This is a genomic window from Marinimicrobium sp. UBA4509 (assembly GCF_002388575.1).
GTDB classification, from domain to species: domain Bacteria; phylum Pseudomonadota; class Gammaproteobacteria; order Pseudomonadales; family Cellvibrionaceae; genus Marinimicrobium; species Marinimicrobium koreense.
In genome coordinates this window covers 104,647-119,978 of sequence record NZ_DGMV01000084.1, presented here as the reverse complement: position 1 = coordinate 119,978, position 15,332 = coordinate 104,647, and the positions used below count along the sequence as shown (strand labels likewise).

Annotated in this window: 11 protein-coding genes and 3 pseudogenes; 9 read left to right on the top strand and 5 right to left on the bottom strand. The window is 55.9% G+C overall.

The features are described 5' to 3' along the window. Positions 1-502: 502 nt before the first annotated feature. A pseudogene (locus tag B3520_RS16110) lies at positions 503-1,744 on the bottom strand (methyl-accepting chemotaxis protein); the annotation flags it as partial. A gap of 154 nt (positions 1,745-1,898) precedes the next feature. On the opposite strand from B3520_RS16110, the gene B3520_RS16105 reads away from it, so the two are divergent. The 5 genes from B3520_RS16105 (at position 1,899) to B3520_RS16085 (ending at position 5,741) form a co-directional block, all read left to right on the top strand. Then, entirely contained in the window at positions 1,899-2,267 is a 369-nt protein-coding gene (locus tag B3520_RS16105; RefSeq protein ID WP_286876433.1) for a type II toxin-antitoxin system RelE/ParE family toxin, read from the top strand. A 1-nt stretch (position 2,268) separates the two neighbouring features. Next, positions 2,269-2,556, top strand: a complete 288-nt coding sequence (gene nadS / locus B3520_RS16100) for a NadS family protein (protein WP_286806216.1) — start codon at positions 2,269-2,271, stop codon at positions 2,554-2,556. Positions 2,557-2,586: 30 nt separating this feature from the next. Then, positions 2,587-3,315 (top strand): NYN domain-containing protein, encoded by a 729-nt coding sequence (locus tag B3520_RS16095; protein ID WP_286806217.1) that lies wholly within the window; start codon positions 2,587-2,589, stop codon positions 3,313-3,315. Between the two features lie 209 nt (positions 3,316-3,524). Further along, positions 3,525-5,138, top strand: coding sequence for an ABC-F family ATP-binding cassette domain-containing protein (locus tag B3520_RS16090; RefSeq protein ID WP_286806218.1), 1,614 nt, complete (start codon positions 3,525-3,527; stop codon positions 5,136-5,138). A gap of 144 nt (positions 5,139-5,282) precedes the next feature. Further along, complete coding sequence (locus B3520_RS16085; protein ID WP_286806221.1) at positions 5,283-5,741, top strand: SRPBCC family protein; 459 nt, start codon at positions 5,283-5,285, stop codon at positions 5,739-5,741. 145 nt (positions 5,742-5,886) lie between these two features. Here B3520_RS16085 and B3520_RS16080 read toward each other — a convergent pair whose 3' ends face one another. After that, positions 5,887-6,894, bottom strand: coding sequence for a hypothetical protein (locus tag B3520_RS16080; protein ID WP_286876432.1), 1,008 nt, complete (start codon positions 6,892-6,894; stop codon positions 5,887-5,889). A gap of 144 nt (positions 6,895-7,038) precedes the next feature. Between B3520_RS16080 and B3520_RS16075 the strand changes: the two genes are divergently transcribed. Both B3520_RS16075 and B3520_RS16070 read left to right on the top strand, forming a co-directional pair. Next, positions 7,039-7,281: a hypothetical protein gene (locus tag B3520_RS16075; RefSeq protein WP_286806226.1), complete on the top strand. Its 243-nt coding sequence runs from the start codon at positions 7,039-7,041 to the stop codon at positions 7,279-7,281. 149 nt (positions 7,282-7,430) lie between these two features. Beyond that, on the top strand, positions 7,431-8,405 hold the full coding sequence (locus B3520_RS16070; RefSeq protein ID WP_123638116.1) for a glycoside hydrolase family 5 protein: 975 nt from the start codon (positions 7,431-7,433) through the stop codon (positions 8,403-8,405). A 60-nt stretch (positions 8,406-8,465) separates the two neighbouring features. On the opposite strand, the gene B3520_RS16065 is transcribed toward B3520_RS16070, so the two are convergent. The 3 genes and pseudogenes from B3520_RS16065 to B3520_RS17445 all read right to left on the bottom strand — a co-directional run. Then, entirely contained in the window at positions 8,466-9,017 is a 552-nt protein-coding gene (locus B3520_RS16065; protein WP_286806228.1) for a hypothetical protein, read from the bottom strand. A gap of 278 nt (positions 9,018-9,295) precedes the next feature. Then, a pseudogene (locus B3520_RS16060) lies at positions 9,296-10,621 on the bottom strand (endo-1,4-beta-xylanase); the annotation flags it as partial. A 21-nt stretch (positions 10,622-10,642) separates the two neighbouring features. Then, positions 10,643-10,966, bottom strand: a pseudogene (locus B3520_RS17445) (cellulose binding domain-containing protein); the annotation flags it as partial. A gap of 502 nt (positions 10,967-11,468) precedes the next feature. Here B3520_RS17445 and B3520_RS16055 point away from each other — a divergent pair. Both B3520_RS16055 and B3520_RS16050 read left to right on the top strand, forming a co-directional pair. Beyond that, positions 11,469-14,369 carry a TonB-dependent receptor gene (locus B3520_RS16055; RefSeq protein WP_286806231.1) on the top strand — a complete coding sequence of 967 codons (2,901 nt, stop codon included), beginning with the start codon at positions 11,469-11,471 and terminating at the stop codon, positions 14,367-14,369. A 164-nt stretch (positions 14,370-14,533) separates the two neighbouring features. After that, positions 14,534-15,332, top strand: a 799-nt coding sequence (locus B3520_RS16050; RefSeq protein WP_286876430.1) for a 3-keto-disaccharide hydrolase, incomplete at its 3' end; no start/stop codon positions are given.

Sequence of the window (15,332 nt, the reverse complement as noted above, 5' to 3'; positions counted from 1 at the left end):
GCGATTAATCAGAGTTTCCTTAGGTTTAGAATTGTAATGAGGGGCGGATCATACATATCAACGTATGGCTTGGGGATGTATGGCGCATTAATTTCGCCCCAGCTCAATGCCTTCGAATGCCGATGTTCACTTGTGCATTCATAACATTCAATAACCACACTCTCCGCTGTCGTATTAAGGGAAAACGCCAAAGAGAGAAATATGAACACGCTTCTTATTAATTTCATCAATCCACTCATGTTCGCTAGTAACCATTCCCTATCACTCTGATCCCAGTGATATAATGAGCCTTCGATGGCCTGTGGTGTTCAGGCTTTAGAAAAATACATCTTGGCCGGGCATCTGTACACCATAGGAGACCCTCTTTTACATTTGTTACAATAGGTACTCTATTTTTCATCCATTTTCGAATGCGCTGAGCTTTCCGCTATTGCAAACGGTTGGCAAAGCGCTCTACCGCGTCTACCACCTGTTTGGCGCCTTCCTGAATTTCCACAATCACGGCGCCCGCCTGGTTCGCCAGATCCAGGCCCTGTTCGGCCTCCTCCCGGGAACTGAACATCTGGCGCTTGACCTCATCTGAGAGCGTCTGGTTTTTCTCGACGACGCTCACAATTTCTTCTGTGGCGTTGCTGGTGCGAGCCGCCAACTGCCGTACCTCGTCGGCCACCACGGCAAACCCACGCCCCTGCTCTCCGGCCCTGGCGGCCTCAATAGCGGCGTTCAACGCCAACAGGTTGGTCTGCTCCGCAATGCCGCCGATGGTTTGCACGATGGCGTTGATTTGCAGGGACTGTTCACCCAGCGCCTCAATGCTTTGAGTCGCCGCCTGCATTTGTGCGGCTATCTTCTGCATGGTTTCAACGGTCTTCTTGACGACGGTAGTGCCTCTTTGGGCGCTCACATCGGTCTCCTGTGAAACGTCATAGGCAACGCTTGCGCCCTCTCGGACCTGGGCTTCCCGCGCCACCTCGTCAGTGACCACATTGGCAAATTTCACGACTTTTGAAAGGTTGCCCTCGGCGTCGTAAACCGGATTGTAGGTGGCTTCAAGCCACACCTCAGAGCCACGACTATCGATCCGCTTAAAGCGATCCGCGACGTACTGTCCGCTATTAAGCTTTTCCCAGAATGCAACGTATTCGGGCGAGCCGGCCTCCTCCGGGGTACAGAATATCCGGTGGTGCTGACCAACGATTTGCTCAAGCCGGTAGCCCATGGCCTGCAGAAATTGCTGGTTTGCGGTGATAATGATGCCATCCAGATTGAACTGAATGACAGCGGTCGAGCGAATCAGCGCATCAATGAAAGCCTCGCTTTCTTTTGTGCCCTCCACGGACTTGGTGACATCGCGGGCATAGCCCTGCACATAGGCGAGCGTGCCGTCCTCCCCTCGTACCGGAAACCATTGAACGTTCAGCCAGACCAAAGGGCCACCATCGCCCCGCAAGTAACGGTAGTCATCACTGACGGGCTCGAACCTGGCAACGGCCTGATTAAAGTTACGGAAACAGGCCAGCTTTGGCACATAGGGTGGCACAATCTCCGACATCGGCCGCCCCAGCAGCTGATCTTTCCGGTAGCCGAGCGCATCGGCAAAGCCCTGGTTTACGGCCGAGATGCAGAAGTCCGCATCCAGCGTGATGGACAGCATGCCCCGGTCCATCTGCTCGGTCAGTTGCCGCAGCATTGCCAACTCTGCGCGCTGCGCTTCGAATTCCTGTTTCAGGCGGCGATTGAACATCAGGGAGCTCCATTTGACGGTAGTCCCACGCTATCGGCACGCCAGCGCAGCTCTTGAGTCCATAAGCAAGGGTTATGGTTTGGACTCGCCGCTTCCCGGATGCAGACAATACGGCCAGACAATCGCCATAGGCTGAACACAATAGGCTTATTTCTTGACCACCCATAATCCAATGGATTACACTAAAGCCATGCAGACCATCGTAGAACTCCCTGAATTTATCAAGCGAGCATCTAACCTCCTCAAGGATGAGGAAAAGGCAAGTATTATCAATTACTTAGCTTTTCATCCGCAGGGCGGGGATATTATGCAAGGCACTGGAGGAATCAGGAAGCTTCGCTGGTCTGCGCAAGGTAAAGGTAAAAGTGGTGGAGTAAGGGTTATCTATTACTACCATAATGGAAGTGTGCCGCTATTCCTTTTGACAGTTTTTGGCAAGGGTGAGAAAGCGAATATCTCAAAGTCTGAACGTAATGAATTGAGCAAGCTGACTGACCTGTTGCTTAAGCGATATGGTGGTTAATATGAGTAGCGCATTTGCAAGCATAAAGCAGGGTCTGGATGAGGCCCTTGAATATTCCAAGGGGAAGATCGAAAAAGCTGTAGTGCATGAATTTGGGCCTGTAGAAGTCAAACAGGTTCGAGCCAAGCTTGGAATGTCCCAGAATGAATTCGCTTCCGCTTTCGGTATCAGCGTCAGCACGCTGCGTCACTGGGAACGTGGCGACCGCGCGCCACACGGCCCCGCGCTTGTCCTGCTGAATGTGGTATCGAAAGAGCCGAAAGCTGTACTGAAGGCACTTAGTGCTTGATTTCTCAATACTGTAAATTCAGAGGGATTTATGCCAGAACGGAAAAGAATAGCGCTTCTTATTGACTGCGATAATGTCAGCCATAATTCAATAGACGGAGTACTGGAAGAGCTCGCAAAACATGGGATTGTTAACGTCCGTCATGCACATGGCGATTGGAAAAGTCCCTCTTTGTCTGGCTGGATAGATAAGCTTCACCCTCATGCCATTCGACCCATGCAGCAGTTCGCTTATACAAAAGGTAAAAATGCCACCGACGCAGCAATGATCATTGACTCGATGGATCTACTTTACAGTAATACCGTCGATGCATTTGCTTTGATGACTAGCGATAGCGATTTTACGCCCCTTGTACTTAGGCTTTTGGAAAGTGGACTGACCGTTTACGGGTTTGGTGAAAGCAAAACCCCCAAGCCATTCGTCGATGCGTGCTCGACGTTCATCTACACAGAAAACCTCGTTGTTGAAGCGGAGGAAGAGTCAGAAGTACCTCAACGTTCAGCAAAGAGGAGTAGAAATGAACTCAGGCAGGACACCGCCTTGGTAAGGCTGCTAAGGACCGCGGTGGAGCAAACATCTGAGGATGATGGCTGGGCACACATGAGCAAAGTCGCCCACTACATATCAAACAACAGCTCATTCTCTTCAATTAACTATGGCTACAAGAAGTTGGGAGATTTAATTAGAGCAACTGAGCTATTTCATGTGGAAATGAGAAAGGCTGGAACAGCCATGTTTATTAAAGACGCTCGCCAGTAATTTTTAAAGCTAAAAGGGAGCTTTACCGCTCCGCGTTTTGGGATCTCTACGTTGTCCATTCCGGCGCGCCCTTGTACAATACTTGTACGAACTCCGCTCTATTAGAAAGGTACTAGTCCAATGCGTCATTGATGCCGCCGTCCTCAAGACGGCCAGTCTCCACCAGCCCCCAGTCGCCGGGGGAGTTCTTGGCATCCATGGAATATCGCATGACTACAACCTATCTCACACTGAAAGGTGTCTCCCAGGTTCTGCCGGATGGCAGAGCGCTATTCGCCGATCTTAATGAAACCTTCGATATGCAGCCGACGGGGCTGGTAGGCCGCAATGGCGTCGGCAAAACGGTCCTGGCGCGCATTCTGGCGGGGCAACTGCAGCCAAGCGCCGGAGACTGCCTGCGCTCCGGCCTGGTGCATTACCTGGCCCAACAAGTAACCTGCCCGGAGGGCGCCACCGTCGGTGACCTGGCGGGCGTTCAGCCTGCGCTGGATGCGCTGGCGCGCATTGAGTTGGGCAGTACGGCACCGGAGGATTTCGATGCCGTGGGCGAGCGTTGGGACATTCGCCAGCGACTGCGCCATGAACTTGAGCGCGGTGGCCTTGGCCACCTTGAGGCAACCGCCCCTGCCCGTCTACTCAGCGGTGGGGAGACCATGCGCGTCGCCCTGATTGGCGCCCTGCTCTCGGACGCCGACTTTCTGATTCTCGATGAACCCAGCAACCACCTCGACCGACCAAACCGACAGGCCTTGATCGAACATCTCAAGCGCTGGCCGGGTGGCTTGATCGTGGTCAGCCACGACCGGCAACTGCTGGACGCCATGGAGCACATCGTCGAACTGACCCCGCAGGGACTGCACCGCTACGGAGGCAACTACACCTTCTATGCCGAACGCAGGGCCGAGGAGCGACAGAACGCCCTGGATCAGCTTAATCAGCGCAAGCTCGAACGCCAGCGCGAGGAGCGGGCAATGCGCCAGCAGCGGGAACGTCAGGAACGTCGACGGGCCCGCGGCAATCAACAGGGCAAGGAGTCCAATCAGGCCAAAATTCTTCTGGACCGCCAGAAGGAGCGCAGCGAACACTGGACAGGCGCCTTACACCAGAAGCACGCCACTGCTCGAGCCGAGCTGAACCAACAGGTGCGCGAAGCAGCGCAACAGATCAATCATGAAGCCGAGATCACCCTGCATGCCATACCCATTTGGCAGGCACCAAAACGTCGGGTGGCGGAACTGGAGGCCGTGGAGCTGCCCTTTGTTGAGGGCCCTACGCGCACTATCAGCCTGACCCTGAGTGGGCAGCAGCGCATCGGCGTGGTCGGCCCGAACGGCTGTGGGAAGTCGACTCTGCTCCGCGTGCTCGCAGCCCAGCTCGCGCCCTTGTCGGGCACCTGCAAGGTGACGCCGCACTGCGCCTATCTTGATCAGCGGCTGGGCAACCTTGACCCTGAGAAAACGGTGCTCGAGCAGTTACAACTGGCGAACCGCACCACCCCCGAAGGGGACTTACGGATGCGGCTGGCACAACTGGGACTGGACGCACCCAAAGTCGAGATGCCGAGTAGAAGGCTCAGCGGAGGCGAGCGCCTGAAAGGATCACTGGCGTGTATCCTCTATGCCGACCCGCCCCCGGAGCTGCTGCTATTGGATGAACCGAACAACCATCTCGACCTGCCTTCCACAGAGGCGCTGGAGACTATGTTGCGCCACTACCCGGGGGCGTTGCTCGTGGTATCGCATGACGACCGATTTCTGAATAACCTCGGATTGACGGGTCGGCTGGTAGCTACCAAAAAAGGTTGGAATTTGGAGCCATTCTGACAATTGGGCTGTCGATTCTGTCGTGGTTCAACCGACCAGTTGAACAGAAGCAGCGAGGTTCGGGCTCCAACCCCCCGGATTTTCTGCTTTACTTCAGCAACGGCCCCTGTGATGGGCTCACTGTTCAACTTTTGGAGGATTAATATGCCAGCCAACACCGGCACCGTACGACTGCACCGCGTCCTGCGCGCTCCCACCGAGCGGGTGTATAAGGCCTTTACCAGTAAAGACGGCCTGGAATATTGGATCGCGCCCTACGGTTTTACCGGCAAAGTCCATGAAATAGACGCCAAGGTGGGTGGCGGCTACCGCATGTCATTTACCAACTTTGGCACTGGTAGCAGCCACTCGTTTACCGTCGAATATGTGGAGCTGGTGCCCAATGAGCGCATCCGGCATACCGACCGCTTTGATGATGAGAACCTGCCCGGGGAGATGATGGTGACCGTCGACCTGAAAGCGGTCTCTTGCGGCACCGAGATTCACATTGTTCAGGAGGGCATCCCCTCGGTGATTCCGGAGGAGATGTGCTATCTGGGGTGGCAGGAATCGCTGGAACAGCTGGCCAAGCTGGTGGAACCGGAGATTCCCGATAACGGTTGATGGAGTGACCGGCGCACGCTGCCAGACCGCTGAGGGCCTGCGCCGGCACATCCAAAAACAGGTATGGGACAATCCCAGCAGCGGTGCCGTAGCGGCCAACGCAGCTCTTGAATCCATAAGCGCAAACTCCTTCCTCTCTCAAGGACTATTGCCGCTCAATACGTATACGCTGTGCGTCATCGACCCTGACCTCTATCGGTTGCTCGTTTTTGATCTGGTCCTTCAGTCGGTCAAAGAGACCGGGATGCTCATCGGTATGAAACCGGGTAGTCACGTAAGCGGGCATCGGGAATCCGTCGGTAAACTTTAACGTAACAAAACGATATCGGGTTCTCACACTATCGAACTCGCCATCCATCCGTTGACGATGCTCAAAATCGGACGCTCTATACACCGGCACACCGGTTAACGTATTACCTGGACGAACCGTCGATGGCAGCGGGTAGGCTCGAGCCCCGAACTCCGTCCGGGACAGAGCGCCTCCAACACATCCCATCACCACTGCACCAAAACCAATCGCCAACAGCGTTCCTCTATTTAAATGCCAGTAGCGCAGTTGTTCGTCGAAGCTTTCCATGGTGGCCTGCTCAACCTGTGTACCACCACTGGCCACTGCCACACTGGCAGGGTGAGCGAGCAGGTGCAGCGCACTCATGAACACCAACCAGAGCACCAGTATAAACGCCACGGTACCCATAAAATGAATCATACGGAACTCTTTGACAGGTGTACCTGCCGTGTCGGTCCCACGGTCTTTGATAAAGAGTTCAGTTCGGTAGATATCATCAAAACTCATGTTGTAGCCGACATCTGACAGATAAGTATACGGCTCGGACCGAGGCTCATCTCGCGGCAGGTAGCGGCCGGCTCCCGGGCCGTCATTGCCAAGGTATACCAGCCTATGTTGCTCCCCCACCGCCGAGAGATAGACACGATTGGCCATGGGCGACATGATCAAAATGATAAAAAGCAGAGGAAGAATGGTGAACGTCAAGGTAATGCCCGGGTGCTCCAGGCCGCCCCAGTTCTTAGCCCACCAGCGAATGGTCTGCCAGGCGCCAATGCCATAGGCGTGCTTGAGGTACAGATGCACCAGATAAATCGGCAGGGCGTAGCAGATCAGGTTTTTAATCAGGGCGATCAGTTGCAGCATTGTCTCGGATTCCTTGACAGTCAATCGGGCGGCACACACTACAACGAACCTCCGTGCAGGTCGAGGACCGGGGTCACGAAACGCGATGCTTCTCCGGCGCCAGCAGCGCGCTCAAGCAGAAGCGCAGCCGGGAATCGCCTATTCTTGGATTACCGGCATGCACTCACCCGCTTTTACGAGGCCGTGGGTAAAGCGATCGCTCGCGCCGACGACCTGTACCTGATCGGGTCGGGGGAAGCCCGTAAAGAGCTGCTGCACTATCTGAAAGAACACGACCGGTTTACCGGCCGGGTCAGGGAGTCCAAGCCCGCTCAGGAAATGACCGAAGCGGAGATGGTTGCGGAAACCCGGCGCTTCTATCACTTGCCGATGCAAGAAGCGAGCTGAGAGTCGGCGTTTGGCTTTTTATGAAAGGTGCGGTAACCTCGAAGCGGTTTTTATATAAAACTTTATATTCACTGATGGTAAAAGAGCATGATCTCCATCATGCTCTCCCTATTGCCTTCTAATAATAATCGCTCCGAAGGAGATTCCCGATGCTGAACCTCAAGCCCGTACTGGCAGCCTTGCTGCTTTCCCTATTTTCGCTGAGCGCTTTAGCGGATGTCGCCCCTCTCACCACAAAAGGCAATCAGGTGCTGATCGGCGGCTCCACCGGCAGCATCGCCGGGCCCAGCCTGTTCTGGAGTAACGACGGCTGGGGCGGGGACAAGTTCTATACCGCGGGCGCGGTTAAGACGGTGGCTGAAGACTGGAACGCCGAGCTGGTTCGCGCCGCCATGGGCATAGAAACCCCCGGTGGTTATCTGGAGTCACCTGAGAGTAACCTGACCAAGATTCGCACAGTGGTGGACGCGGCCATTGCCAATGACCTCTACGTCGTCATCGACTGGCACAGCCACCACGCCGAAGATCACCCGGACAGCGCGGTGGCTTTCTTCACGCAAATGGCCGAGGAATACGGCGAGCATCCGAACGTCATTTACGAAATCTACAACGAGCCGCTGGATGTCTCCTGGACCGATACCCTCAAGCCCTATGCGGTGCAAGTCATTGAAGCCATCCGCGCTATCGACCCGGACAACCTGATTGTGGTGGGCACGCCCAACTGGTCACAGGATGTGGACGTCGCGGCCGAAAGCCCCATTACCGGTTTTCAGAACCTCGCCTATGCCCTGCACTTCTACGCGGGTACCCACACCGATTCTCTGCGGGACAAAGCCCGCGACGCCCTTGATAAAGGGTTGCCCCTGTTCGCGACAGAGTGGGGCACCGTAAATGCCAACGGCGATGGTGATGTTGCGACAGCGCAAACCGAAATCTGGATGGACTTCTTCAAGGAACACAATATCAGTCACGCCAACTGGGCACTGAACGACAAAGAGGAAGGTGCATCCGCGCTGGTCGTCGGCGCCAGCCCCGAGGGCAACTGGTCCGAGAAGGACTACACCGCCTCTGGCCGGTATGCTCGGGACATTATTCGCCAATGGGAGGCACGCGAACCTCAATAAACAACAAAGTTACGGTCTTTTTCCGGTCACTTCGGAAGTCAGCCAGAGGCTACAGCTCGGTCACAGCAACGGCACCAACCACTCAACAATGTCCTTGCTCAGGTCCTTCAGGCATCTTTGGGTGGCCGAACAGACGGTGTAGGCGGTCCCCATGTCCAGCACGTTGCTGCTGGGTGTGAAATCCCTGAGCGAGGCAAAGCCGCAGCTGTGGCTGGCCGTAACCACGCTGTTGGGCGCGGTGGCGTGAATCAGCGCCGTAGTGACCTTTACCGCGGGCAGCTTGGAGTTGGATTTCATGCCAAAGGTGAATTCCTCGCTGCCCAACGTCAGGCCCTCGATGTCGATTGCCAACACGGGGATATCGCCAGCCTTAATTTTATCGGCGGTGCTGACGGCCTGCATGACCAGGCCCTGCTTCTCGGCCCGTTCAAGAATGCTGCTTACCAGACTTTGTTCGATCTCACAGGGCAGCTCATCCTGGGCGTAGTTATAGCCTTCAATGTTAAACCCCAGGTTTTCGTTCAGGTAAATCTGGGCCGGACGCTCATCGGCCGACACGGCCGCCGAGATGGCACCCAAACACACCAGTGCCAAGAGACTTAAAGGTTTCATGGTCAATCTCCTCAAATTGGGATCATCAGCGCCGGCCTGTGTCCTGCCCGCCACATCTTCACTATAGCGCTTTAGGGCAAATTTTCCGCAGTATCAATCTAGTGACTCAAAAACCACGGTTTTAGATTCTCCGGGCTGATCTATTGTCAAAGGCCTAGCGGTGTAGCGCAAGAGGTTTAGGCGCATGAGTACTGGCGCGCGCGAGATACAATAATGGGGGGACGGGAAATCGAATATAACGGGGAGAAAACTGGAAGTCCTTTTCCAGTTTATTGCGTTTAGCGGTTCAGGTACTCCATCAACCACTGCATGGCCGGCCGCTGTTGACCACTGCTGGTCATCAGGCCGGTGCCTTCACGCCAGGTGGCACCCACGATATAACCCCACAGGGTAATACCCACCACATTGGGATGGTTGTAGAAGATCGGGAAGTGCGTCTGCATGTACTCGAGCTGCAACTGGTCGTTGGACTCCTGAATGTCGTACTCGGAGATATACAGCGGCAGACCCAACTCAGAAATCTGATCCAGCTTGGCTTCAATCTCCGGACCGGTCCAGACGCGCGGGTTGTACAGACCGTGGGCTTGCAGACCCAGCGCATCCACATAACCGGAGTTCACGGCTGGGCGGATCATATCGATGATCGCGTCGGTGTCCCAGGTCATGAAGTTGAAGTCGTTATAGATCAGAACCGCGTTCGGGCAGTGCTCACGGGCAAGGCGGAACGATTCAGTGATCCAGTCACTGCCAAAGGCGCTCTCGGCGTAGTTGGCCGGTGCGTGCGAGGGCAGCGCTTCGTTCACCACGTCGATCATTTCGGTATCGGGGTAGCGGTCACAGTAGTCGCTGATCCACTCTTCGATTTCCGCGCGTTGTTCCGCCGGGCTTAGGCTATCGATCCAGCCGGGACGCTGACTGCCCCACACCAGTACGTGAGCTTTGACCGGAATGCCATTGGCGCGAGCAAAGTCATAGATGGCATCGAGCGGACCCCAGTTGTACTGATCACGCGTACCTTCGACCGAGCCCCACTTGCCTTCGTTTTCCGGGGTGATCTGATCCCAGTACTGCATAAAGTCGGAGCGGACCTGGCCGTTGGTGGTGATGTTGCCCACGTGGAAGGGCGGGAAGTCCGGGTTGCCCGGATTCGGGTTGCTGCTGGAGCTGGAGGAGCTGCTGGAGCTGGAAGACGAACTGCTGCCATCAAACGGGTTGCCGAAGCCGATGGAACCGCTGCAGTGGAGCATTTCCGAATAGGAACCCGCACCGCACTCTCCGTCCCAGGCGCCGGTGTTGTCCTGTTGATCTTCCGCCTGGTAGGTGACGCCGTTGACGATCACATAGTCCACCTGCACGTCACGATCACCTTCATCATTGGTAAAGGCCACGCGAAGCTCTCCGGTGGCGTTGGTGCTCACGGTGTAATCCAGCATGCCGACACTCAACGTCCAGGTTTCGATCGTCTGGCCACCAATTTCGAGGCTGACGCTTTCGTCGCCGGTCACGCCACTCATGCGCACGGTCACGCTGTTGTCACCGCCGGCATCGGAGCTGCTGGAACTGCTTGAACTACTGGAGCTGTCGGAGCTGGAGCTGCTGCTCGATCCATCGCCCCCTGCCACATCAAGGGAGGCCAACTCCGCAATGCTGCCACCGTTGGCGCAGAAGCCGAAGCCGGTGCTGTTACCCGCTTGAATGGTGGCGTTATGAGCAGCGGGAGTCACTGAGGTTCCGCTCAGGTTGCCGTTCCAGAGGTTGTTGATGCTACTGCCATTAAGATCCAGGCCGACGGTCCAGTCCGTGATGGCACTACCGCCATTATTGTCGATGGTGACGCTGGCACAGTAGCCAGAGCCCCACTGGTTATCGACATTCAAGGTGGCCTCAGCGGAGCCGGAAGTTATGGCCTGCGCCGCCTGGGCGGATACAAATAACGCCGCCCCCAACATCAGTTTTCTGTGTAGTAAGTGGGTCATTTTCGAACTCCTGTTTCAAGTCATTATTGGCATGTGGAGTGTTGCAAATGAATGCAAGAAAACGCCTGCTCACCGACGGAGGTTCGACTCAATAACAACTTAAGTGAATAGCGCTGATTGTTGATTATTAGAACGGGTTATTAAGCGCTATTGGGTACCGCCGATCCGTAGGCGTCTTCTGGAGTTAACTACCGCACCTACATATTGTCAAATTGAACTTAAGGGGTTGGCGCCTGATCCTTTTATTGTTTCTCCGGTTTGTGCCACGCATCACGAAATCTGCCAATTTCCCCGTTCGCACTGCCCAATAAGTCACAGTCAAGGCTATTGACATACTTGTATACATGTCTTACTTTAAGACTTAGAGATCGGATGACTATAAGTTGACCGGTCTTACTTCGCCCTCCCACTTCTCGGGCGAAATGAATAATGCGCCAATTTTCATAACGATAAGCCAGCTTGGAGATTGTTCATCATGAAAACCCCAACCTTCCGCCTCAGCAAACTGGGTTTGCTGGGCCTTGCCATCGGTGCCACCAGTTTTGCTCAGGCTCAGGAGGCCAATGAAGAGGCCGCCCCGGCCACCACCGGCCTTGAAGAGGTGGTCGTCACGGGCTACCGCGGATCACTGCTCAACTCGACCAACGCCAAACGGGACTCCAACGGATTCTCGGATGTGATTTTCGCCGATGATATCGGCAACATGCCCAGCCAGAACCTGGCCGAGTCCCTGGCCCGAATTCCCGGCGTTAAGATCAACCGTGAAGTGACCGGTGAAGGCCAGCAGATTTCTGTGCGGGGTCTGGGACCGAGCTTTACCAAAATTGCCCTCAACGGCAATGCCATGGCGGTGGCCTCTACCGGCAGCCTGACCTCCGGTAACCGCAACCGCGAAGTGGACCTGGACCTGTTCCCCACCGAGCTGTTCAGCAGCCTGGCGGTATCCAAAACCGCAACGGCCGGCCAGCTCGAAGGCGGGGTATCCGGTTATGTGAACATGCGCACGGCGCGCCCTTCCGACTTTGATGGCCAGCATTTCAGTTACTCCCTGGAAGGGGCCTATAGCGAGCTGAGCGAGGATGTCAGCCCCAAGTATTCGTTCATGTATAGCAACTCCAACGAACAGTTTGGCGTGCTGTTTGGTCTGGCCGGTGAGCAGAAAAGCTCCCGGGTGGACGGCTATGAAGCGGTTGCGCTCTACACCGACGGCTGTGTGGCCGAGTGGAGTAACCCCGAGCGCACCAACTCGGCCTGTGTCGAAGGCAGCGAAGGCTTCAACCACTTTTTCTGGAGCCCTGAAGCCACACCGGACTATGCGGCGGCCAAAGACGGCGTGGCAGTGGGTGACCCGGTCGATCCGGTAGCCACCTCTGGTCTGGACGCCGAGACACTGGACACCGCCCTGCTGCCCTATCTCGGCCGTCCGATGACCGCCGTGGGCGACCGCGACCGGATGACCGGCTTGCTCTCGCTGGAGTTCCGTCCCAATGACGATATGGAGTTCGTCCTGGACACCATGTATGCCCAGGCCGATCGTGACTTCACCCGTACCGAAGCCATGCTGTGGGGACGGCGCAACTACCTGCATCAAGGGGCGGCCATCATCCCCGAAGATGTCACGGTTGAGAACGGTTATGTCACCGACGCAACCTTTTACAACGCCCACATCTGGGTAGGCTCGCATCAGTACACCGAAGACCTGAACTTTGTCAGTTTCATGCCCAGCATGGCCTGGCAGATCAGCGATGACTTCAAGGCCGACATCTCGGCGAGCTATACCAAGTCAGAATTCGATCGCGACGAGCCTTATGTGCTGTATATGTCCCCCGGTGCGACCATGCAGTACACCGTGTCCGGCACTCTGCCCTCGTTCAACTTCAGTCTCGACCCGGCCAGCCCCGATATTGGCTGGACTTGGCAACAGGAGTTTGACCAGAACGAAGACGGCGTCATTCAGGACAATGAGAAGTTCGGCGACCGGTTCCGTATCCAGCGCAACCGCCGGGTAACCGAAACCAACGGTTTCCATGCGGACTTCGCCTGGGGCGAAGATGCCGACGTCAGCGGCATCAAGTTCGGCCTGGCCTGGGATGAGAATTCCAGCAACATGGACGCCTGGGGCGGCACGCAGGAGTTTCAGGAAAATTTTGTGGACGGCTCCGATGCCGACCTGAATTTCTCTGACTACCTCGGCCCATCACTGGTTGACGACCTGGGCAGCAACATCAGTGGCTATAACGGGTACTCCGGTATCGCCCAGGTGGACTGGGCGCGCATCAAGGAGGCCACCAACTATGACGACTTCGAGCCGATCAAAACCAGTGGCGACCAGTTTGGCCAGACCGTCGGTAACATCAGTGAAGAAATGCTGGGCCTGTATGTGGAAGGCAACGTTGAGCAGCAGGTGAATGATCGGCCGCTGCGCATCAACGCCGGTATTCGCTGGGTGGATACCGAACAGACGGTGAGCACCGACCAGAGCGAAACCAAGGCGGATTACAGCAAAGTGTTGCCCTCGTTCAGTATGGTGTACGACCTGCGGGACGATATCAAAGTGCGCATGAGCGGTTCGCGCAGCCTGACCCGCGCTAACCCGGCGGACATGTTCCCCAACTCAGCCTGGGGCAGCTCCGGTATCGAATCGGTGCGTGCCGGCAACCCCTTCCTGACACCGTTCGAAGCCACCAACTTCGACATTGGCGGTGAATGGTATTTTGAAAATACCGGCTATGTCGGTTTCACTCACTTCATCAAGGAAGTGACCGGGTTCACCCGCTCCGACACCCTGACCGTGGACTGGCTGGACCTGCCCAACTACGGCATGGACATCAACAACATCGGCGAGGACCGGGAGCAGGCACTGGCCGAGTGTGGCGGCCCGACCGTGTGTACGACTCAGGTGAGTACCCGCAGTAATGTGGATGGCTATACCACGCTATCTGGCTATGAAGCCATCTGGGTAATGCCGCTCGACTTTATTGTGGAAGGCCTGGGCTTTGACACCAGTGCCACCCACATTAACCAGAGCGCCAGTGACGAGGATGCCATTGTGACCGGCATTTCCGACTGGACCTACAACTTCACCGCCTTCTACGAAACCGACCGTCTGCAGGCTCGTATGACCTACTACCATCAGGATGGATCGGTGTCCGGGTACACCAATGGGTTCGAGCTCAAGTCCATGGACCGCTCCCAGGTGGACTTCTCCGGCAGCTATCGCCTGCCGGTGCTTGAAGAGCAGAACCTGACCATCACCTTCGATGCCTACAACATCACCGACGAACCGGTCGGCACCTGGCATCAGTACGAAGGCATTACCTTTGACGCCTTCTACCCCGGCGCCACCTATACCTTTGGTATTCGCGGCTCCTTTTAACGCGGTGCGATGCTGAGACCTCCTGCCCAGGGATGGGGACGTAACACCTTGGTCGGTGAATTCGTTCACCGGCCTTTTTTATATAGCAACTTTGTTTTTACATAATAAATTTGGCATCATTCCCACCCAGTACGATAAATCATAAACACACGAGGCACTCCCCAATGCGCTGGACCCAACCTTTGCTCTGTATCGGATTGGCCACTGCGGTCATGACCGGCTGTAACAGCCAACCCAACACCCCCAATCAAGCCGACCGGGAAGAATGGGTCGACCTGTTCAACGGCAAGGATCTGGATGACTGGATCATCAAGATTGCCGGCTCTCCTCCGGGCGAAAACACCCTGAACACCTTCCGCCTGGAGGACGGCAAGATCGTGGTCAGTTATGACCAATACGATGAACTGAACGGTCGCTGGGGCCACATTTTTTACAAGGAGCCCTTCTCCCACTACCGCATCGAGGTGGAATACCGCTTTGTGGGCGAACAGGTCGCCGGTGCGCCAGAGTGGGCCATTCGCAACAACGGCATCATGTATCACGCCCAATCCCCGTATGAAATGGCAATCGACCAGGGCTACCCCGCCTGCATGGAGGTGCAACTGCTCGGTGGCAACGGCACCGATGAGCGCCACACCTCCAATCTGGTAACGCCGGGTACTCATGCGGTTTATGAGGGCGAGCTGCGCGAGGATCACATCATCGAGTCGACCAGCAAGACCTATCACGGCGATCAGTGGGTCACCGCTGAAGTGGAAGTGCACGGCAATGACCTGGCGATTCACCGGGTGGAAGGTGAAGAGGTCATCCGGTACAGCGGCATGCAACTGGATGACGGTACGCTACTGCACGAGGGCTATATCGCACTGCAGGCGGAAAGCGCCCCTATCGAATTCCGCTCGGTGCGCCTGCTCAACCTGAAGGGCTGCATGGACGACAGTGCCAGCAACTACAAGTCCTATG